This is a genomic window from Frankia sp. CeTa3Moorea, from assembly GCF_978021225.1.
The window spans coordinates 1-20,502 of the sequence record NZ_CDXDOR010000029.1 but is presented as its reverse complement, the minus strand read 5'-3'; the positions used below and the strand labels follow the sequence as shown (position 1 = coordinate 20,502).

The 20,502-nt window shown below is 69.0% G+C and carries 18 protein-coding genes; 8 read left to right on the top strand and 10 right to left on the bottom strand.

Going from position 1 to position 20,502, the window contains the following annotated elements:
* Nucleotides 1-63 precede the first annotated feature (63 nt).
* A complete protein-coding gene (gene hypB / locus AC08OV_RS08030; RefSeq protein ID WP_476613671.1) occupies nucleotides 64-933 on the bottom strand; it encodes a hydrogenase nickel incorporation protein HypB in 870 nt (289 codons plus the stop codon).
* Nucleotides 885-1,295 (bottom strand): hydrogenase maturation nickel metallochaperone HypA/HybF, encoded by a 411-nt coding sequence (locus AC08OV_RS08025; RefSeq protein WP_476613672.1) that lies wholly within the window; start codon nucleotides 1,293-1,295, stop codon nucleotides 885-887. The genes hypB and AC08OV_RS08025 overlap by 49 nt, the downstream gene beginning before the upstream one ends.
* Nucleotides 1,296-1,792: 497 nt before the next feature.
* Here AC08OV_RS08025 and AC08OV_RS08020 point away from each other — a divergent pair, with 497 nt between their 5' ends.
* Nucleotides 1,793-2,431 (top strand): DUF4389 domain-containing protein, encoded by a 639-nt coding sequence (locus AC08OV_RS08020; protein WP_476613673.1) that lies wholly within the window; start codon nucleotides 1,793-1,795, stop codon nucleotides 2,429-2,431.
* Nucleotides 2,432-2,934: 503 nt separating this feature from the next.
* Here the strand turns inward: AC08OV_RS08020 and fabF are convergent.
* From fabF to AC08OV_RS07995, 5 genes are all read right to left on the bottom strand, one after another.
* Nucleotides 2,935-4,185, bottom strand: a complete 1,251-nt coding sequence (fabF, locus tag AC08OV_RS08015; RefSeq protein WP_476619501.1) for a beta-ketoacyl-ACP synthase II — start codon at nucleotides 4,183-4,185, stop codon at nucleotides 2,935-2,937.
* 53 nt (nucleotides 4,186-4,238) lie between these two features.
* Nucleotides 4,239-4,415: a hypothetical protein gene (locus AC08OV_RS08010; RefSeq protein ID WP_476613675.1), complete on the bottom strand. Its 177-nt coding sequence runs from the start codon at nucleotides 4,413-4,415 to the stop codon at nucleotides 4,239-4,241.
* A 150-nt stretch (nucleotides 4,416-4,565) separates the two neighbouring features.
* Nucleotides 4,566-6,338 (bottom strand): AMP-dependent synthetase/ligase, encoded by a 1,773-nt coding sequence (locus AC08OV_RS08005; protein WP_476613676.1) that lies wholly within the window; start codon nucleotides 6,336-6,338, stop codon nucleotides 4,566-4,568.
* Nucleotides 6,339-6,618: 280 nt separating this feature from the next.
* Entirely contained in the window at nucleotides 6,619-7,644 is a 1,026-nt protein-coding gene (locus AC08OV_RS08000; protein WP_476613677.1) for a LysR family transcriptional regulator, read from the bottom strand.
* Between the two features lie 173 nt (nucleotides 7,645-7,817).
* The gene (locus AC08OV_RS07995) at nucleotides 7,818-9,107 is read right to left on the bottom strand and encodes a cytochrome P450 (protein WP_476613678.1); all 1,290 of its coding nucleotides are present in this window, start codon (nucleotides 9,105-9,107) and stop codon (nucleotides 7,818-7,820) included.
* A 667-nt stretch (nucleotides 9,108-9,774) separates the two neighbouring features.
* Here AC08OV_RS07995 and AC08OV_RS07990 point away from each other — a divergent pair.
* From AC08OV_RS07990 to AC08OV_RS07970, 5 genes are all read left to right on the top strand, one after another.
* Entirely contained in the window at nucleotides 9,775-11,766 is a 1,992-nt protein-coding gene (locus AC08OV_RS07990; protein WP_476619495.1) for an AMP-binding protein, read from the top strand.
* A 65-nt stretch (nucleotides 11,767-11,831) separates the two neighbouring features.
* On the top strand, nucleotides 11,832-12,536 hold the full coding sequence (locus tag AC08OV_RS07985) for a PaaI family thioesterase (protein ID WP_476615287.1): 705 nt from the start codon (nucleotides 11,832-11,834) through the stop codon (nucleotides 12,534-12,536).
* Complete coding sequence (locus AC08OV_RS07980; RefSeq protein WP_462189085.1) at nucleotides 12,537-12,797, top strand: acyl carrier protein; 261 nt, start codon at nucleotides 12,537-12,539, stop codon at nucleotides 12,795-12,797.
* Entirely contained in the window at nucleotides 12,794-13,732 is a 939-nt protein-coding gene (locus tag AC08OV_RS07975) for an SAM-dependent methyltransferase (protein ID WP_476615288.1), read from the top strand. The genes AC08OV_RS07980 and AC08OV_RS07975 overlap by 4 nt, the downstream gene beginning before the upstream one ends.
* 31 nt (nucleotides 13,733-13,763) lie before the next feature.
* Complete coding sequence (locus AC08OV_RS07970) at nucleotides 13,764-14,690, top strand: acyl-ACP desaturase (protein WP_476615289.1); 927 nt, start codon at nucleotides 13,764-13,766, stop codon at nucleotides 14,688-14,690.
* Between the two features lie 131 nt (nucleotides 14,691-14,821).
* Here the strand turns inward: AC08OV_RS07970 and AC08OV_RS07965 are convergent, their stop codons facing one another.
* Nucleotides 14,822-15,637: a ferritin-like domain-containing protein gene (locus AC08OV_RS07965; protein WP_476615290.1), complete on the bottom strand. Its 816-nt coding sequence runs from the start codon at nucleotides 15,635-15,637 to the stop codon at nucleotides 14,822-14,824.
* Nucleotides 15,638-16,054: 417 nt separating this feature from the next.
* Here AC08OV_RS07965 and AC08OV_RS07960 point away from each other — a divergent pair, with 417 nt between their 5' ends.
* Nucleotides 16,055-17,620, top strand: coding sequence for an FAD-dependent oxidoreductase (locus tag AC08OV_RS07960; RefSeq protein ID WP_476619494.1), 1,566 nt, complete (start codon nucleotides 16,055-16,057; stop codon nucleotides 17,618-17,620).
* A gap of 148 nt (nucleotides 17,621-17,768) precedes the next feature.
* Here AC08OV_RS07960 and AC08OV_RS07955 read toward each other — a convergent pair whose 3' ends face one another.
* Together AC08OV_RS07955 and AC08OV_RS07950 are read right to left on the bottom strand one after the other, a co-directional pair.
* Nucleotides 17,769-18,428 (bottom strand): sulfotransferase family protein, encoded by a 660-nt coding sequence (locus AC08OV_RS07955; RefSeq protein WP_476614434.1) that lies wholly within the window; start codon nucleotides 18,426-18,428, stop codon nucleotides 17,769-17,771.
* A 238-nt stretch (nucleotides 18,429-18,666) separates the two neighbouring features.
* Nucleotides 18,667-19,116, bottom strand: a complete 450-nt coding sequence (locus AC08OV_RS07950) for an Hsp20/alpha crystallin family protein (protein WP_476619493.1) — start codon at nucleotides 19,114-19,116, stop codon at nucleotides 18,667-18,669.
* 929 nt (nucleotides 19,117-20,045) lie between these two features.
* On the opposite strand from AC08OV_RS07950, the gene AC08OV_RS07945 reads away from it, so the two are divergent.
* The gene (locus tag AC08OV_RS07945) at nucleotides 20,046-20,456 is read left to right on the top strand and encodes a hypothetical protein (RefSeq protein WP_476614436.1); all 411 of its coding nucleotides are present in this window, start codon (nucleotides 20,046-20,048) and stop codon (nucleotides 20,454-20,456) included.
* Nucleotides 20,457-20,502: the final 46 nt, after the last annotated feature.

Here is a 20,502-nt window from a genome sequence, read left to right as displayed (position 1 = left end):
ACTATATGTAGTCACGAGAACGCTCGTAGCTATTCTTCGACGGGCTGCCCGGGTGTCGCGGCCTCAAACACCGTGAGACGGCCCGCTCGACCGCGGGCGGTGGCCGACACCTCGCTCGGCGCGCAGCCAGGCGTACCACTGGCCCAGGCCGGGCCCCAGCCTCAGGCCCGACCCCGACCCCGGGGCCGCGCAGACGCGCAGCACGTCGACCCGGGGATTGATCCGGTGAACCTGCGCCTCGTACCGCGCGACGTCGACGTCGAGGTAGGGCAGCAGGTCGCACTTGGTGAGCAGGACGAGATCGGCAGCCGCGAACATGTGCGGATACTTGGTCGGCTTGTCCTCGCCCTCGGTGACGGACATCAGCACCACCCGCGCTCGCTCGCCCAGGTCGAACAGCGCCGGGCAGACCAGATTGCCGACATTCTCGATGAACACCATCGAACCCTCGGATGGTTCGAGCTCACGCAGCGCACAGTCGATCATGGCCGCATCGAGGTGGCAGCCACGACCAGTGTTGATCTGGACGACGGGAGCCCCCGTGGACCGGATGCGCTCGGCGTCCCGGATGCTCTCCTGATCACCTTCAACCACCGCGATCGGCACGCTCACGCCGAACTCGCGGACGGTCCGCTCCAGCAGCGTCGTCTTGCCCGATCCCGGCGAGCTCATCAGGTTGATCGCCAGCACGTCACGGGCGAGCAGGCGGCGGCGGTTCGCCTCGGCGAGCATGTCGTTCCTGGCCAGCACCCGCTCCTCGACGACCACGGTGCGCGACGAGGTCCCCCCGTCATGCGCGTGGCCGTCATGCGCCGGGCCGGGACTGACGAGGACCGGGCCGACCGGGCCGACCGGGCCGACAGGGTCGACGGAGGTGAGGGAGGTTAGTCGGGGCGGCGGCGCGGCGTCGTCACACCCGCAGGTTCCACACATCCCACATCACCTCCGCCGCTCGGCACGGGTGTCACCTCGACCGCCGCGATCATCAGCTCGTCGCCACCGACCACCTCGACGTCGGCGCTGCCGCACGGGCAGAGCACCAGGAGCAGGAGGTCGTCGGCCTCGAACGTGGCGCCGCACCGCCGGCAACGGGCACGGCCCGGCGGTTCGTCGATCTCCAGGCGAGCGCCTTCGACCGGCGTGCCCGCTGCCACCAGGTCGAAACAGAACCGGACGGAGCCGGGCACGACGCCGGACACCTGCCCGATGACCAGGTGAACCGCCGTGGCCCGCGCCGCCCCGATCCGTTCCACGATCGTGTCCACGACGTTCTGGGTGATCGCCAGCTCGTGCATCCGCGGCTCCTCGGCGCCCGGCACGGCCGTGACGTCGGGCGTTCACACCACCGGGGTTCCTGTCCTCGTCTCCTCGTCGACCGGCGCCCGCACCTGCTCCGGCGCGGCCCGCACTCCGCGGCATCACTGGAGCGCCGCCGCTCGCGGCCGGCCCGTCGCTCTCCCTACCCGTTCGGTGTCGAGGACTACCGCCCGGCGTTGAGGACAATCCTCGCGGGCGACCTGACAGATCATGGCCGTCGTCACTCTGCTGACAGCGTCCCTTTCTCGATGCCCTCTTCTCGATAAAAACGACAGGACTACACAAAAGGACATATTCCGCACCAATCTTGCTGATGGCAGGGTGGCGGCAAAGAACACCATCAGCCGGATGGTTCGCCGTGGCCGCCTCGGTCCGATCCGACCGAAAAAGGGGGACCCATGGCTCTCTCGCACCCGGCACCGCCGACCGACAATGAGCCAGCAGGACGAGGTTACCGATTTACCAGGGAGCAGCCATGACCGACCAGGAGACATTCAGCGTAGAGCCGCGACACCCCGGCTATCCGGTGTCCTTCGAGGTCGACTACCCGGCAGGGGAGCGCGATCGACTCACCGTGTTCTTTCGAATTCTCATGGTCATCCCGATCGCGATCGTCCTCGCGGCAGTCGGCGGTACAGGATACGACAGAAACAGCGCGGTGTTCGGCGGCGGGCTGCTGTTCTTCGCTCCCCTGCTGCTGATTCTTTTCCGGCAGAGGTACCCGCGGTGGTGGTTCGACTGGAATGTCGCCCTACTGAGTTTCACGAACCGGGTCGTGGCCTATCTCACTCTGCTGCGGGACGAATATCCCTCGACGGAGGACGAACAGGCCGTCCACCTGACGATTCCCTATCCGGACGCCGCGCGGCTGAACCGCTGGCTACCCCTGGTCAAGTGGCTGCTGGCGGTCCCGCACTACATCGCGCTGTTCTTCCTGTATATCGCGACGGTGGCGGCGATGATCGTCGGCTGGTTCGCCGTGCTCCTCACCGGACGCCTCCCGCGGGGACTGTTCGACTTCGTCGTCGGCGTGCTGCGCTGGACGAACCGGGTGGTCTGCTACGCGATCATTCTGACCACGGACGACTACCCACCGTTCCGACTGCGGCCCTGAAAGGCCACGGGCGACAGCACGGTTCCGAGGGTGGACGACCGGCAGTGGGGTTCGGGTCGGCGGACGCCGTTGTCCGACCGGCCCTCGACGGATCAAGCTACGGCGGATGCCGCAGGCGCGGCCATCCAGGTCAGATCGGCCACGGTGACGACAAGTCGGCGAGCGACGTCGTCGGCCGACCGCCCCGCCTCCAACGCCTCTCGAATGGCTACCCCACGTGCTGTGCGCAGATCCAGCCTGCGCGGATGATCAGCCCACATCAGATCATCTGCCAACGCGGCTCGCTCGAGCGGATCGGACACCTGCAGTACCTGTTCGTAGGACATCACGGGCCAATGGTTACGGCTAGTCGGATCTTTGGCAACATGTGCATGGCGACTTTCTGAGCATCGTGCGCACCCGATGGTCCCGCCATGGCCGCCCGGTGTCCGCTCGGGCCAGACGTACCGACCACGGCGAGGCGACCGACGGTCAGGGCCAGGGGATGTCAGGGCCAGGGGATGTCAGGGCCAGGGGGTGAAGGCGAGGCAGACATCGTGGCCGCCGAAGCCGAACGACGTCGACAGCGCCGCGCCGGTCCGGATCGGCCGGTTGTCCATCGTCACCACGTCCAGCGTGATCTCGTCGTCGATCGCCTCGAGGTTGCGGGTCGCCGGGACCGTCCGCTCCCGCAACGTCAGCACGCAGAGCACCGCCTCCACCGCGCCGGCCGCGCCCAGCAGATGTCCGGTCATCGACTTCGTCGACGTCACCGCGACACCGTCGAGCGCCGCGCCCAGCGCGCCACGCAGCGCGCGGCTCTCGGCGAGATCCCCAGCCGGTGTCCCTGAGGCATGCGCGTTCACGTGCACCACGTCCGCCGGGTCAAGACCGGCGGCCTGCAACGCCCGGCGCACGGCCCGCGCCGCCCCGGCTCCCGTCGGGTCGGGGGCGGCGACGTGATAGGCGTCGGCGCTGACCCCCGCGCCGGCCACGGTCGTGTAGACCCGGGCGCCGCGAGCGCGGGCGTGCTCGGCGGCCTCCAGGACGAACATCCCGGCACCCTCGCCGAGCACGAATCCGTCCCGGACCTTGTCGAACGGCCGGGACGCCGACTCCGGCGGGTCCTCCCGGCGGGACAGCGCCTGCATCTGCGCGAATCCCGCGAGCGGGAGCGGATGGACGGCAGCCTCCGTTCCACCGGCGACGACGACATCCGCCCGACCGGCCTGGATCAGGTCGACCGCGGTGGCGATGGCCTCCGCACCGGACGCGCAGGCGCTCACCGGAGCGTGCACCCCGGCGCGGGCACCGAGCGCGAGACCCACCGCCGCGGCCGGTCCGTTCGGCATGAGCATCGGCACCAGGTGCGGGGACACCCGGCGCGCCCCGCGCTCCCGGAACACGTCGTACTGGTCAAGCAGGGTGGTGAGGCCGCCGACCCCGGAGCCGACGACGACGGCGAAACGTTCCGACTCCGGCGTGGGGGTGCCCGCGTCGGCCCAGGCTTCCCGGGCGGCGACGAGGGCGAGCCGCTGCCCCCGGTCGAGCGTGCGTGCCTCCACCCGGCCGAGCGGCGGCTCGACGGCCACCGGCGCCGCGATGCGGACCGGCAGCGACTGCGCCCACGGCTCATCGAGCCGGCGGATCCCGGACCGGCCGGCCAGCACGCCACTCCACGTCGACGCGACATCGCCGCCGAGCGGTGTCGTGGCCCCGAGACCGGTGACCACCACCTGCCGCGCCGCCTGCCGGTCCACCCCCTGCCGGTCCACCCCCTGCCTGGCTGTCGTCCGCCTGTCCGCCGTCGGGTCGGTCGTCTCGATGCTCACGCGACGCCTCCGGGAGTAAGGCTCAGCGGCAGCGACCTCAGGCCCCGGTGGATGAGGCGGCTCAGCAGGTCGTCGACGACCTGCTCGGCCCGCGGCCGCATCCCCTCGATCGTGCGCGGAGTGAACGCCTTGCTCACCAGGCCGCGCAGCCAGGTGTGGTCGGGCGGTTCCATGCCCGGGTCGGACTGTACGGGCCGATCCGGTGCTCCCAGGGGCGGTGCGGCGGAATCCACGTGCGGCTCCGTTTCGATGCGCCGAGATCCAGGCGGGCGGACGTCAGTGCCGGGCCACTGCCGGGCCAGTGCCGGGCCAGTGCCGGGCGGTCAGGACGCGTACAGCTCCTCGATCTCCTTGGCGTTCTCCTCCTCGATCACGGCACGGCGAAGCTTCAACGACGGGGTGAGCTGGCCGCCCTGGATGGTGAAGTCGTGGCTCAGGATGCGGAACTTCCGCACCGACTCGGCCCGCGAGACCTGCGCGTTCGCCGCGTCGACCGCGGCGCTGACCTCGGCGGCCAGCCGAGGGTCGGTGTGGGCGGCGGCCTCGTCCAGCTCGTGACCGCCCCGCCGGACCCAGGCCTGTACGGCGGCCCGGTCGAGGGTCACGAGGGCCGTCACGAACGGCCGGTTCTCCCCGATCACTATGGCGTTGCTGACCAGCGGATGCAGCCGGATGCGGTCCTCCAGCGGTGCCGGCGAGACGTTCTTCCCCCCGGTGGTGATAATGATCTCTTTGATCCGACCGGTGATGTGGAGATACCCTTCGTCGTCGAGCCGACCGAGGTCACCGGTGCGCAACCACGGCTCGTGCACGCCCGTCCGATCCGGCCAGTAGCCCGACGAGACCTGCGGCCCGGCCACCAGGACCTCGCCCTCGTCGCTGATCGCGACGGTGGTCGCCGGCAGCGGACGGCCCGTGCTGCCCGGCCGGTCGAGCCCGGGAGCGCTGATGCTGACGGCCGTCGACGCCTCGGTCAGCCCGTACGCGCCGAGGACGTACACCCCGACCCCGGTGAGGAACTCGGCCGTGGAGGGGTCGAGCGTCGCTCCCCCGCACACGACGTGCCGCAGTCGCCCGCCGAACGCCGCGCGCAACCGGCGGTACACCAGCCGGTCGAACAGCGGGGCCTGAAGCCGCGTGACGAGCCCCAGGCCGCCCTGCCCACGCCGGGCCCGACCCAGCGCGCAGGCGGTCCGTTCGGCCGCGGCGAACAGGCGCCCCGAGAGTCCGCCCGCCGCCGCCGCCCGCGCGCCCTTGCGCATCTTCTCCAGCGCCGACGGAACAGTGATCAGGAAAGTGGGGCGGAAGGTGTGCAGCGCCGCGACGAGGCCCCCGGGGTCCGGCAGCAGGGCCGTCCGCACTCCGGCCCACAGACACCCGATCATGGTCACGCGCCCGAACACGTGCGAGAGTGGGAGGAAGAGAATGGTACTGGCCGAGCCGGTGGCCGGACGCATCACCGAGTCCAGCCGTTCCACCGAGTTGACGGCGGCAGAGAAGACGTTCGCGTGGGTCAGCAGGCAGCCCTTCGGCACGCCGGTCGTCCCGCTGGTGTAGACGATCGTCGCGAGGTCGTCGGCCCGGACCGCGTCCCGGCGCCGGAGCACCTCGGACTCCGCGACGGACTGACCGGCGGTGCCGAGTGCCGACACAGCCTCGTCCAGGGACCAGACGTGCGTCGCGGGAAGACCCGCGGACAGGACCAGACGCTCGTGGTCGGGTGTCTCGACGAAGCACCACGAGGCCTTGGAGTCACTGATGATGTGGTCGACCTGGTGGGCCGAGGAGGTCGGGTAGACGGGGACGGTGACCGCGCCGATGCTCCAGATCGCGAAGTCAGCAACGGCCCAGCCGTAACCGGTCCGACCCATGATCGCAACCCGGTCGCCAACCCCGACGTCGTGCGCCACCAAGCCCCTGGCGACGGCCACGACGTCTGAGCAGAACCGGCCCGCGGTCACATCGCGCCAGCCTCCGTCCACCTGGTGGGCCAGGACCGGCCGGTCGGCGGCCGTGGCGACCTCAGTAAGGACGGCGGCGGCCAACCCTCGGTCGGCGGGCAGCTCAGTACCTCCGGGCACCCGCAGAATGTTCACAGTTGATCCCCGTTCCCGGACACGCATAGATCAGCCCGGATGGTCGACGAAAAATCCCCTATTAAATGCGGCAGAAAAGAAGATGACAAAGACGTTCCGACATCGCCCCATCGCTCCGAATGGCACCGCGAGTGGAACGGGACAAGCCCGGCCGCTTCTTCATGCTAACCGTCTTTCCAGCCCATGTGAATGGGTACGGACGTCGCTGTGGAGCTGGCCACGATGGTTTTCTTGGATCGATCCATTGTTCAGGAGTACCGATCTTCAAACATGCCGGTCTTCAGGCCTGCCGGATCAGCGAGCACGCACCGGCGGTCACCGAGGTCAGGGCCGCGGGCGTGCTCCGCGGCCTTGGTGCCGGGCCGGTCGCCGGCTCGTCTGACCTGGACGGATCCAGGGACGGCGGGCCCAGGAACGGCCCGGCGGCGTCGAGGCTGTTGAGGAAGGCCGTGACGACGGGCTGCGGATCCGGACGCCAGACCGCGTACGCGCCGACAGTCGGTACCGGATCGACGAGCCGCACCGCGACGGGGCCCTTCGTGGGCACGTGCGCGCCGCGATCCGCCGACGCGAAGGCCACCACCGGCCTGGTCGTGACGACGATGCCGGTGGCGCCGGAGTCGTCGACCTCCTCGGCCACACTCAGGCGGATGCCACAGCGGTCGGCGGCGGCGAGGATGGCGTCGTGCATCGCCGGGCTCTGTTCCCGGCGGAACAGCACGCATCCCTGGCCCGCCAGCTCCCGGAACGAGACCTGGCGGCGGTCCGCCCACGGGTGGTTCCGCCCGACGAGCGCCACCAGCGGCACGGTGAAGACCCGATGGGACCGCAACTGGGCCGCGAGAGGCCCAGCGAACACGAGCGCGACGTCGAGTTTTCCCGCGGTGAGGGCGGACAGCTGGGGGCCGCTGCGAGCCTCCCAGAGAGTGGTCGAGACGTTCGGGTAGTCAGCGTTGAGCCGCAGCAGGGTGGGTTGGAGGACCCGTTCCCCGGCGGGGAAGTTGAACCCTATGGAGATCCGACCGGTCCGGCCGGAAGCGGCCTCCCTGGCCGCCCGGACCGCCTGTCGTGCCTGTTCCAGCAGACGTCGTGCCTCCTTCTCGAAGGCCCGGCCCGCCGGAGTCAACCGGACCTCCCGGGAGGTCCGGTTGACCAGTTCGACACCGATGTCACGTTCGAGACGCTGGAGTTGCTGACTGAGAGAGGGCTGGGCCAGATGGAGCCTGGCCGCGGCCCGGCCGAAGTGGAGTTCTTCTGCGATCGCCAGGAAAGAGACGAGGTATCGGAAATCGATCTTGCTCTCCATGGTACCTCCCGCGGACACGCTAGCGATCCCGAAAAACTACGGGTGAATACAGCGTGTGGAGATACGGAAGGTACGGTGTAGGATTCGCCCGACGTGGCATCCACCACGCCTCCGACCTGGCACTTGACTTCGAGCAGAATATCAGAAGCGGCTCGATCCGCGACTTTGCGGCACTATCCCCGGAAGCGGACGGGGAGCTCCGCCAGTCCTCGGATGAGCAGGTTGGATTTGTAGGGCGGCGAATCGACGAGAAGCTCGGCGGACCGGACCCGGTGGAGGAACCCCGCCAGGAAGATCTCCATCTCGAGCAACGCCAACGGCGCGCCGAGGCAGTAGTGGTGGCCAAGGCTGAACGACAGGTGCCGGGACGCGCCGGAGCCCGCCACGTAGCGGCGCACATCGAGACGGTCCGGGTCGTCGAACGCCTCCGGATCGCGGTTGGCGCAAGCGATCAACGCCACCACACCCTCGCCCGGAGAAAAGGTCCGGCCACCCACCGTCATTTCCCGGGTCGCTGCCCGGGTGTTGAGGTGGATCGGGGAGTCATAGCGTAGCAGCTCGTCGACGGCGGGCCGGATGAGATCCGGTTCGTCGCGCAGCAACGCCGTCTGATCGGGGTTACGCAGCAACGCCAGCGCCCCGTTACCGACCAGGTTGACCGTCGTCTCGTGGCCGGCGATCAGCAGGGTCACGCAGGTGCCGAGCAGTTCGTCCTCGGTCAGCCGATCACCCTGCTCCTCGACGGCGGCCAGCGCGCTGAGCAGATCGTCGCCACCGCTGCGGCGGCTGCGCGCGACCAGCGCACGGAAGTAGGCGAGGAACTCAGGGATGGCGTCGTTACGTTCCGCCAACGCCTCCGGAGACATCAGGACGTCCGGGTCGAACGCCCTGGCCAGCGCCTGCGACCAGATCTGGATGATGCCGTGGTCGGCCGCCGGCACCCCGAGGATCTCACAGATGATCGTGAGTGGCAGCGGGTACGCGATCGTCTCGATGAGGTCGAACTCTCCGGCCCGCAGCGCGGTGTCGAGCAGGTCGTCGACGAGGGCGGTGATACGCGGCCGCAGATCGGCGACCCGACGCGGGGTGAACGCCTTGCTCACCAGGCCGCGCAGCCGGGTGTGGTCCGGCGGCTCCATCCACAGGAACGTCGCCGGGAACTCCTCGGCGGGCAAGGTGGGATGCAGTTGGTGGGCCTCCTGATCGTGCCCCCAACTCTGGTTGGACAGTACCGCTACGCAGTCGTCGTGCCGGGTGGCGACCTGCAGTCCGAACGGCGTCTCGTGCAGCCGGCCGGCTGCCCGCAGGCGCGCATAGAGCGGATAGGGATTCGGCCTGTTCGCGGGATCGAACAACGCGGCCAGCAGATCAGGCGCCTGGTCCGGGAGCGGGTTCCCGTGGTCGGCCGCGACGCCGGTACCGGCGTCCGCCCCGGCGGATACGGAATCGGTTGTGACTGCCATGGCGTGCTCCTCATCGTCGGTCCGACGAATGCCAGCGCGAGTGGTGCCACGGAGCTTGGTTCACGGTGGGTCTCCACCTGGAAGCGCCCCGGGACCTGTGCGTTCAGGCCACCTGCCCGGAGCCCGATCGCGGCGGGAGAAATGAGGGAATGGAGGCGACGGATGGGATGAGTAGGACGGCGGGACGGTGGCGGGTTGGGACCCTCGGTTCCGTTCCCGAGTCTCGTTTCCGGACCCTCGCCTCCAGATTCCGGCCGGACACCAGGAAACTTGATTCGGTCGCGGTCGCGCGCCGGGCCGTCGACCCGGCGAGGTGATCGGTACATTTGATACCACCAGGACGACACCCAGGTAAACTCCCAGGAAACCATCGGATGAATTTTTCGACCGCCGGGACGATTCGGTGATGTATTGTCGGCCCTGATGGATCAATAGATTACCTGAATTTTTGTTGACGAACGACCACCATACCCACGAGCCTTTTCCTGCTGCCCGCGGCATTCATCAGCACATCCGATCATCAGTACACCCGACGGACAGACATCAGTACACCTGACGGGCAGCCCCATCGGCTGCTGTTCGGCCGCCGTCGCCTCGGTGCCGGCCGGGCCCCATCCGTCGCACGGGCGCGGAAGACACCTGGACGCGGAAGACAGGAGCGCGGATCATGCCTGCCATCCGGAGCGAGGCCACCTCGCCCACCTCCGCCATCTCGCCCACGTCTCCGACGGTCCATCCGCGGCCGGTCTTTCCACGGTCGGCGACGACCGGCGGGCCGGCCCACACGACCCACGGCAGCCACGCGACGGACCCGACCGGCACGAGTGAACCGACCGGCACGACCGACGCTCGCGGGCACCATGAGCCGCTCGACGCCGAGACGTTGCACGACGTCGAGACGTTGCACGACGCACTGGACGTTGCGGCCGCCCGGCATCCCGACACACCCGTCACGTTCCCGTCGACCCGCGAGGTGATCTCGCTGCGGGACCTCGCGGCCACCTCCCGGACGATCGCGGCCGCGCTGACGACGGACGGGGTCCAGGCCGGCGAGCGGGTCGGGGTGCTGGCCGCGAACTCGGCCGAGTTTCTGCTCGCGCTCTTCGCGATCAGTCGGGCGGGCGCGGCGGCCTGTCCGCTGCCACTGCCGACCACCGCGCACGACCTCAACGGCTATGCCGACCGGGTCTCGCGCACCACGGCGGCCGCGGGCATCCACCGGGTGGTCACCGGAGGCCGGGTGTCCGCCATCCTGCGCCGGACGGCCGACCGGCTCGGCGGACTCCGGTTCCTCCCCGCGGCGGACCTGGCCCGCGACGCCGGTCCCGCCACGCCCACGCGCCAGCCACCTCCGGGTCCCGGGCATCCGGTGGGTGCGGTGGGTGCGGTGGGTGCGGTGGGTGCGGACGACATCGCAATCGTGCAGTTCACCTCCGGCAGCACCGCGGCCCCGAAGGGCGTGGTACTCAGCCACCGCGCCGTGCTGTGCGGCATCCGCGCGATCATCGACGGCATCCGGCTCGGTGAGGGCGATCACGGCGGAATCTGGTTGCCGCTGTTCCACGACATGGGGCTGTTCGCGACCCTCAGCGCGATCATGACCGGCATCCCGATGACCGTCTGGTCCCCGGCGGACTTCGTCCGTGACCCCGCCGGCTGGCTGCGCTCGTTTCTCGCCAGCGGCGCCACGATCTCGCCGGCGCCAAACTTCGCCTACGACGACCTCGTCCGGGCGATCGACCCGGACGAGGTACCCGGGCTGGACATGCGCCGGTGGCGCATCGCGCTGAACGGAGCCGAGCCGGTCTCCGCGGTCGGCGTTGAGCGCTTCCTCGACCACTTCGCGCCGGCCGGGTTCGCCCCCACGGCGATGTTCCCCGTGTACGGGATGGCCGAGGCCACCCTGGCCGTGGCCTTCCCGCCGCTGGGCCGCGCCCCCGTGGTCACCTGGGTCGACCGGGACCGACTCGCCGCCGAGGGAATCGTGACGGAGGTCCCGCGCGAGCATCCGCGCGCCAAGGGGCTGGTCGCCGTCGGCCGGCCGGTCCGCGACATCCGGATTCGCATCGCCGACCTGCACGGTGACGTCCTGGCCGATCCGCTCGGCGACGGTCTGGCGCCGAGCCTGCGGGTGGGCGAGATCCAGATCCGGGGTGGTTCGGTCACCTCGGGCTACCTCACCGCGGGGGGCCTGACGACCGGGGGCTTCACCGCGGACGGCTGGCTGCGCACCGGCGACCTCGGCTTCCAGCGCGGCGACGATCTGTTCGTGACCGGCCGAGACAAGGAAATGATCATTATACGCGGCGTGAACTACTACCCCGAGGACGCCGAAGCGGCGGTGCGTGACCTTCCGGGCGTGCACCGACGTCGCGTCGTCGCCTTCGGCTCCCCCGACCAGCCAGACGCCGCCGACAGCCCCCCGGACGCCACCGGAGCGAAGGCTGCCGGCGGTGTCACGGTGGTCGGCGAGACCGCGCTGACCGAGCCCGCGGACCGAGCCCGACTCGCGACCGACCTGCGGATGGCGGCAACTGCGGCGCTGGGGCTGTCCACGGTGACGGTGCGTCTGGTCGAGCCCGGCGCGCTGCCCCGTACCTCCAGCGGCAAATTCCAACGGCTGGCGGTACGCGACCTGGTCGGGCGCGGCGTGCTCTGACCCGCAAGCCCCGCCTCCGATTCCGCACGCCCAGCGCGTTCCGCGCCCATCGACCAGGGAGCCCGATGCACAGCCACCTGATGACGCCGAGCCCTGACGGCCCGCGGGAAGCCGACGATCCGGAGGACTACCTGAGCGTGCCGTGGTCCGTGCTCGCGGACTATCGGTGTTTCGGCTGCTCACCGCACAATCCGCACGGGCTGCAACTACGCTTCTCCGCCCACGCCGACGGCATCTCGACCCGTTTCCGACTCGAACGCCGGCACGAGTCCTATCCCGGCGTCGTGCACGGTGGCCTCATCGGAGTGATCGTCGATGAGACGATGGGCAATCTGATCGTGCTGCAGGTCGGGCTCACCGCGTTCACCACCGCGCTGCGGGTGCGCTACCTCGCCCCGCTGAGCGTCGGCGCCGAGTACCGCTGCGTCGCCCGGCTGCACGGCGTCCCGGATGGTACCCCGGGCCGCGGGGACGCGGCACCGGTCGGCGGCACAGTCGGCGGAGCGAACAGCGGCGTAAACGGCGGCGTAAACGGCGGCAGAGCAAACGGGCTGGTGCACGCCGAGGCCGAGATCCTCGACGATGCCGGGACGCTGCTCGCGACCGCAAGCGCAACCTACCGCCCGACCCCGATGGACACCGCCCGGGACCGGATGATGCTGAATCCGACCGAGGCCGACCGTGTCGCGCAGGCACTGGCGGCGACGCTCACCAGACCACCGGCCACCGGGTCCAACGCCGCCGGCCTCCCCACCTCAGAGGAGCACTGAATGTCAGTGTCGTATGCGGAAATCGTCACCACCGTCACCGCCATCGTCGCTCGTGAGCTCGGCATCCCGGTTGAGGACCTGGCTGCGGACGCCGATCTGCGCTCCGTGGAGGGCGCGGACTCGGTGAAGGTGCTCCGGATGATCGCCCGGGTAGAACGCGAGTACGACGTCGAGCTCGAGGACGAGGACGTCTTCTCGGCGGTCACCGTCGCCGAAGTCGCCGACGTCGTCCAGGCGGCGCTGCAGGTGCAGGCCGCATGAACTCGCCCGTCACCACCGCACCGGAGGCGGCGGTGGGCCTCGCCGCCGGGCCCACGACGGCCACCGAACCCACGACGGGCACCGAACCCACGACGGGCACCGAACCCACGACGAGCGACACCAATCAGCACTACGACCTGCCGCCCGAGGTCTTCGGCCTGTTCCTCGATCCCCTGCGCAAATACAGCTCGGGTCTCTACCGCACGGAGCACGACACCCTCGAGCAGGCGCAGATCGCCAAGCTCCACTTCGTCGCCGATCGGCTCGGCCTGCGCCGCGGTGGTCGCGTCCTCGACGTCGGATGCGGCTGGGGTTCGCTGACGCTGTTCATGGCGGTCGAGTACGAAGCCGAGGTCGTCGGGGTCTCCCCCGCGGGGCGACAGCACGCCTACATCGCGCAGCGAGCCGCCGAACTCGGCGTGAGCGACCGCGTCACCACGGTCCAGGGCCACTTCGAGACGGTCGAGTTGCCCTCGGGGAGTTTCGACGCAGTGACAATGCTCGGCTCGATCGTGCACATGCCCGACCTCGATGTCGTGTTCCGGCGGGCCCGGGCGCTACTGCGCCGCGACGGACGGCTGTACGTGTCGGAAAGCTGCTTTCGCAACGCGGCCACCCGGGGGGCGTTCGACCATCGGGAAGGGACCGAGTTCGTCCGCGCATCGATCTTCGGCTGGGGGGACATGCGGCCGCTGTCCGACCTCGTCACCGGTGCCGAGGACGCCGGTTTCTCCCTGGCAAGCCTAGACGATCTCACCGACGACTACCGGCGCACCATCGACGACTGGCTGGTGAACGTCGACGCGGCCGCGGAGCGGATCGACGCGATCCGCCCGGGAACGGCCGCGACGCTGCGCCGCTATCTGGAGGTCGCGAACGCCGGCTGGGGCTACACCACCAAGCACTACGCGCTGGTGTGCCGCAAGGCACGCTGACCGCCGCCGAGCGAGGAACGGGATCCACATCATGACGGCATCCGACATTCTCCGGCCGGCGTTCGGCCAAGCCCGCGGCGTCGAACCGCCGCGAGCCCCCGCACGCCCGGCTCTGGCGCCGCTGCTTCCTCCCGCCGAGGTCGAGGCGGCCGTCATCGCCTTCCACCAGGCGGGCTCCACCACCCGCCACTTCAACGTCGAATCGACGTTCGCCTGGGAGAACGCCGACGCCGATCGGCTCACCGAGGGACAGCGCTCCGCGGTCCGGTTCATCACGTTGATCGAGGACCACCTGCCCGGCTACTTCGGCGTGTACGAGCGGGCCTTCCCGCTGAACCCCGACGTCGACGTCGAGACCTTCGTGCACAACCGGGAGCTCTACCACTTCACCGTGCGTTGGGCGCGGGAGGAGGACAGCCACGCCCGGGCGCTGTTCCGCTACCAGGTCGCCGCCGGCATCGCCGATCCCGACGAGCTGCGGCGGGAACTGGCGACCGAGGGGCGCAAGCACTTCGAACTGCCGCACGACCACGCGGTCTCGCTGTTCGCCTACGCCCTGGTCCAAGAGAAGGCGACCCAGCTGTACTACCAGCAGCTGCGGGCGGTCGTCGGCGATCCGGTGTTGGCCGATCTGCTGAACCGGCTCGCCAAGGACGAGGCCCGGCACTTCACCTTCATGGCCGACATCGTGGAACGGTACCTGCGCCGCCATGGCGACGCCGTCGTCGAGCCGATCCGGGAGGTTATCGCGCGCTTCCGGATGCCACTAGCCGACACGATTCGGGGTTACTGGCGCTGGGCCCTGCGGATCGCCGAGACTGCCCGCTACGATCACACCGACGCTTACCCGCACCTCATCCGGGTGGTCAACCGGGCGGTCGACGTCCGCACCGACAAGGTCGACGAACTGGTCCGCTTCGTCGACGCCTGCCGGTCGACGACCCTGGACACCCCGTAGGACCCTGCCAGGACCAGCACGGCAGCAGTGGCCCGTCCTACGAAGCGGCGGCCGGTGAATTTGGGGGACCTGAGCACGGTCTGCGATCCCTGGACCGTGCTCAGGTCCCCACAACTCGGCCGCCGAAGCGGTCAGGGCATCGCCTCCACCAGCGCCTGCCGGATGTCGGAGTTCCGGTTGAACTCCCGGCCGAGAACACTGCCGAGCGCCTTGCGGATCTTCATCTGGAGCTGTTCCAGCGTATCCGGATCGGAAACCTGCAAGAACACCTCGAACGCGGTGTCAATGGTCTCGTGGCCCTGAAGGTCTTCGAGCAGGCGGTGCTTGAATTCCCCCACCGGATGCTTGATCCGGTTGTTCGACATGTAGAAGTGGAACGTCTCCAACACGGATACAAGCTCGTGCGGATTCCGCTCCAGCCGGCGCTTCGCGAAGTACATGAACTCCCGGGCATGACCGGCTTCGTCCCGGCTGGCGCGCAGCATGAGGTCCGCCAGCACCGGCTCGCGCACCCATTCCGACATCGTCCGGTAGACCGTGTTCACCGTCATCTCCGAGATGACGTTGGTGATCAGAGTGGCGCTGGGCGTGGTACCCGGCACGTAGGGCTCGCGCAACGCCTCGATCCGGCGCTGGTCGATCTGGGCGTCCACCGCCTGCAGCCACGCCCGGAAGGCGTAGTGGTGCTGGAGCTCCTGGTAGCCCCAGATGTTCACGAAGGCAGAGCAGTCGTAATCGTCGATGAACTCGTTGAGAAAGCCGTGCACCGCTGCGATGGAGGTGGCCTCGCCCATGACCGCGCCCTTGACCAGCGCGATGTACTCGGGCTGGACGAGATCCCTGCGGATCTCGTCCAACGGCAGGTCGACCAGCTTCCACTGCAGCCGCTCATAGTGCTGGAATACGTCGAAGCTGTGCGCGTTCTCGATGGTGTCGGAGGTCGCCATACTGGAATCTCCCCTGGCCCGGTCCCGTCGACCTGTGCAGACTCGTTTCTATTTCACCACAATTAGTTTGACAATATCGGCGGCCGGTCATTGCATCATCCCATCGATCGATGGGAACAGACTATCGTACCCACGACAAAGTCCCTGGATTTTTATGATGTTCTCGCCCAGGATTCCGGGAAGATTAACCCACGAGTCGATCCGGCGGGCCGACAATACCCATGGCTGCTCTGGCTCCATGAACCTGCTCCATGCACCTGCTCCATGAACCGCGCGAAAACCGCGCGAGAGACCGGGTAAGAGGGAGTTCATGTGACACCTGCTGCGCACGCTGCTGACGCGGGTCAAGAAGCTGGAGCTGCCTGGAACCGCTCAGTGACAGCCACCAGGGCAAGCCGGACGTCAGCTTCCGCGGCCTTGAAGGACTCCCTGTCGCCCCGCGGTAGCCGCGGGCACGCCGTCGTCCTCGGCGCCGGGATGGCCGGACTCCTCGCGGCCCGGGTGACGGCCGAGTTCTTCGACCGGGTGACGATCATCGAACGAGATGACCTCACCACCGAGGGTACTCGCCGCGGCGTGGCGCAGGGATCCCACCTGCACGCCCTCACCGAACGAGGCCGGTTGTGCCTGGAGGAGCTGTTCCCCGGGTTCACCGACACCGTGACCGGCCACGGTGCGCCCCGCGCCCACATGCTCGTCGAGACCCGGTGGTACGTCCGCGGGCGGCGGTTGTACCCCACCGACACCGGGCTCACCTCCCTGCTGGCGAGCCGGCCGCTGCTGGAGGGCGTGCTGCGGGAGGCCGTACTCGCTCGTTCCCAGGTCCGCCTGCTGCAGCGGGTGCGCGCCGTTGGGCTGGTGGCGCGGCCCGGCCCGGGCGGCCCGGGCGAACCCGGCCGGATCATCGGGGTCCGGGTCGAACGCCTCGATGGCGGCCCGCGGCCAGACGACGCCCGAGTCAACGGCTCCAGCACCCGGCCCGACAGCAGCACCCGGCCCGACGGGGTACGCCCTGCGGATGCGCACCTCGACGGCGGCGAGGTCATCGAGGCGGATCTGGTCGTCGATGCGACCGGCCGCGGCTCCCGGGCAGCGGACTGGCTCGCCGCGCACGGGCTGCCCGTGCCCGTGCGGGAGCAGGTCGACGTCGACCTCGGCTACGCCTCCCGCGTCTACCGGCGACGCGCGAGCGACCTCGACGGCCAACGCGCGGTTATCATCTCGACGATTCCCGGGCTACGCGGCGGTGGCGCCGTCGCGCAGGAGGACGATCGGTGGATCGTCACCCTGGCCGGCATGCTCGGCGAGCATCCGCCCACCGACCCGGACGGGTTCGCCCGCTTCGCGGCGACCCTGCCCGCTCCCGACATCGCCCGGCTCATCGCCGACGCCGAGCCGCTCGGGGACCCGACCCCCTACCGCTTCCGCGGATCGGTGCGACGCCCGTACGCACGCCTGCGCGAGCCCAGCGCCGGCTTCGTCGCCCTCGGGGACGCGGTGTGCACCCTCAACCCGCTGTACGCCCAAGGGATGACGGTCGCGGCCCAGCAGGCGCTGGCGCTGCGGGACGCCCTGCGGGATACGCCGGACGCGCTCGGCCCACCCGCCGCCCGCACCGACACCTCCGCCCGCACCGACACCTCCGCCCGCACCGACACCGATCTGCCCCGGCGGTTCTTCACCGCTGCGGCCGTTCCCGCCGACCTGGCCTGGTCCCTGGCCACCGGAAATGATCTAGGATACCCACAGGTGCAGGGACGGCGCACCCCGCGGATCAGGCTGGTCAACGCCTACCTGCCCCACGTGCACGCCGCCGCGCACACCGACCCGGTGGTGGCCCGGGTGTTCATGCGGATCATCAATCTGGTCGAACCGCCATCGGCACTGCTGCGACCGGACGTCCTCACCCGGGTGCTACGCGCCCGCCGCTCCCCCGCGGCGGACCGGAGCCCGACCCCGAACGGATCTGGTCACCGAAGATGACCAGATCCGTTCGGGGCTCTCGCGGGCACCGATCCGCGTCGACGGCGTGGGATGCGTTGCCCGGCCGGAACCCGGATCAGCTCCGAAGGGAGGGTGCTACGGGTCCCGGGCCGGGAATCCCCGCCTCAGCTACTGGGCTGGGCGGGGTTCACGGGTGGACAGCGCTCGCGCTCATGGCCGCGGCGACACGTTCATGGTGTTTCGCCGCGTAGGCTTCTCGATTGTTCAGCCGGGGGAACTGTTCCCCCGGAACCGGCACACCGAGGAAGTCGCACAGGGGACCCCACCCCTGGGCGATGTCGAATACCAACAGACGGTCGGCTGAGATCTCGCGTTGCACCGCGGCATTGTGCTCCGCGAAGACCTGTAGGGCGTAGTCCTTGTCCGCGAAACGCCCCTTGAAGACACCGTCCCACACCACCAGATTCATCATGGTGATCACGCGCATGGCTTCCGCGCTCATTCTCGCCGGTCGGTTCGATATCGCTTGGAATAATGTGTTCCGCGCACTGTCATACCATTTTTCCGGGTCGCGAACCGTAAGAATCATTCGAGCCGACGGGTAGTGGGCGGCGAGCTCCCGCCAGAACCGGGCACCCGGCCAATCGACTGTCGATCTGTACTGGCCATACAGCGAGTCCCAGTCCGCAGGAGCACCTTCGGCGGCACTCGTCCATGCAGCGATAGTCTCCCGGTGCGCGAGGACCTCGTCCATGTGATGACAAGGGCCGTAACCGAGCTGTTCGAGGGCCAACTTGAGCGAAAGCGTTCCGGTACGCCCGAAGCCCGCACCAATGATGTTGATCATACCCCTCCTCGGAAGACAACGGATGCAATATTAACGACCACTTCGTTGCGAGTCCAGAGGGAATTTTGATAATCTATCATCTTGGTAGGGATTGTGAAGTTATAAGTGCCGTAACTACCCGCACCCGGTTGCCCAGTGTAGTTTTATGGAGGATTCAGGATTCACCACGGCGCCGCGGCCGGGCGGGCACGGCCCCGCTGGCGATAGCGGACACGCGGACAGCGGCCCCGCCGCCGGGTCAGCTGCCGCCGTCACTGCCGCCGGTGACCTCGATGTGCCTGGGCTGACTCTTCCTGGACTTGGCGAGCCGGATCGTCAGCACCCCGTCGTCCAGCGTCGCGCTGACCGACTCCGGGTCCACCTCACCCGGCAGCACGATGCGATGTTCGAACCTGCCCACCCGCCGGGTCTGACGGCGTAGCACACCCTTCCGTTCCCGCTCCTTGATCTCACCGGTGACCCGAAGCTCGTTATCCTGCAGGTCGATCGAGACATCGCGGCGGCGTACCCCGGGGAGCTCGAGTTCGACGATGTAGGCGTCGTCGGTCTCCTCGATGTCGACCGGGACGACGACGGCGGCCAACAGTCCCACCGGTCGGCCTTCCGCACCACCGACGACGTCGCCGAGCAGGCTTCCCATCCGGGTCCAGGCGTCCTCGATCTCCCGGAACGGATCCCACCTGATCACCGGGGCCGGACGTTGGCTGCTTCGCACCGGAAATGCCATGAGATTTCTCCACTCGTCAGCATCATTTCGACATCATTCGATTCGACGACGCAATCAGCCGTTGTCGGCAAAATACTTCCACCGCCGTCTACCCGGTCGTCGGCGGGTAAATCAGCCGCAGCGGGAAATACTGGCCACCACTCCGGGGCTGTTCCGCAACCGCCGGGACGGTGAACGACCGGCGCGGCCTCTCCGGGACGGCCACCGCCCGGGCACGCAGCACCCGGGCAGATACGGAGGCCGCGAAGCAAGGCGGTCCCGCCATCCCCTCGAATCAGTTTTCCTCATCAAGACGAGCCGGCGGGACCTTGGCCCTGCCCGCTGACGGACAATGGGCCCAAAGTCCTTCTACCCAGCTCCGCCCGCAGGAAACCACAGCCAGGCGACGGTGCGGGCATCACGGCATACCGGGAATGGCCGTTGCATTCTACCCATCTTCCTCGTGCCGGCGCAGACCTCGGCTTGCTGGCGAGTGCGGCAGCAGCATTTTTGCGATCAGTTGAGATTTGTGTCAATCGGGTGGATGACAAGGGCGGCAGTGGGCATGAGGCAGCCGGCGCGGGTGTCCCAGCCGAAATGGTCACCGCCGTGGACACGGCCCGGGCGAGACGGCCGGTACAGCCGCTCGATGCCGGATTCCCGACTCGTCCCGTTGATCTACGGGCGCCGTGGTGGAGGCCGGGCCGGGAGGAGGGGATATCCGATGACCGCCTTCGAACTGGACAGCTCGCTGGTCGACAAGTTCGCAACCGGCGATCTCGATCCACGGAAGGAAGCGACCCTTGCCGAGCGGCTGGCGCGTCTCCTGTCGTTCCACTGGAACCTGCCCTACCCGCTCGAGGCCACGTTGCCGCGGATCATCGCTCACCTGGGGGGGTCAACGCGCCCTGTTGGCATGGCTGGACCGGCATCCTGGCCTGCCCCGGCTGGTCGCGCGGCTGAACGCACTCCAGGGGCTCCTCGAGCACCTCAGCGACCAGCCCGCGATCGTGACCGCGCTGCGCGAGTTCCGGACCCAGACTCCCTATCCGCCCGGGCTCGCCGGCCACCTCACACCGGCCACCGACGACGGGACACTCGCCAGCCTCGCCGGTGAGATCGAACTGCTGCTGGCAGACGACCGGCCGGAGGACGCGGCCCGACTGACTCTCGCCGTCATCGCAATGCTTCAGCAGATTGCGCCGCGCGTCGGACAACTCGACCCCAGCAAGCGTGACTTGGCCGGCATCCTGGAGCAGGAACAGCACGACATCCTCGCGGCCGTCAGCCAGCAATCCGCCGAAACGATCCCAAACGGCTGAACACGCCCGCGAAGACGCCGGGCCGTTGGTCGTCTCCAGGATGTGC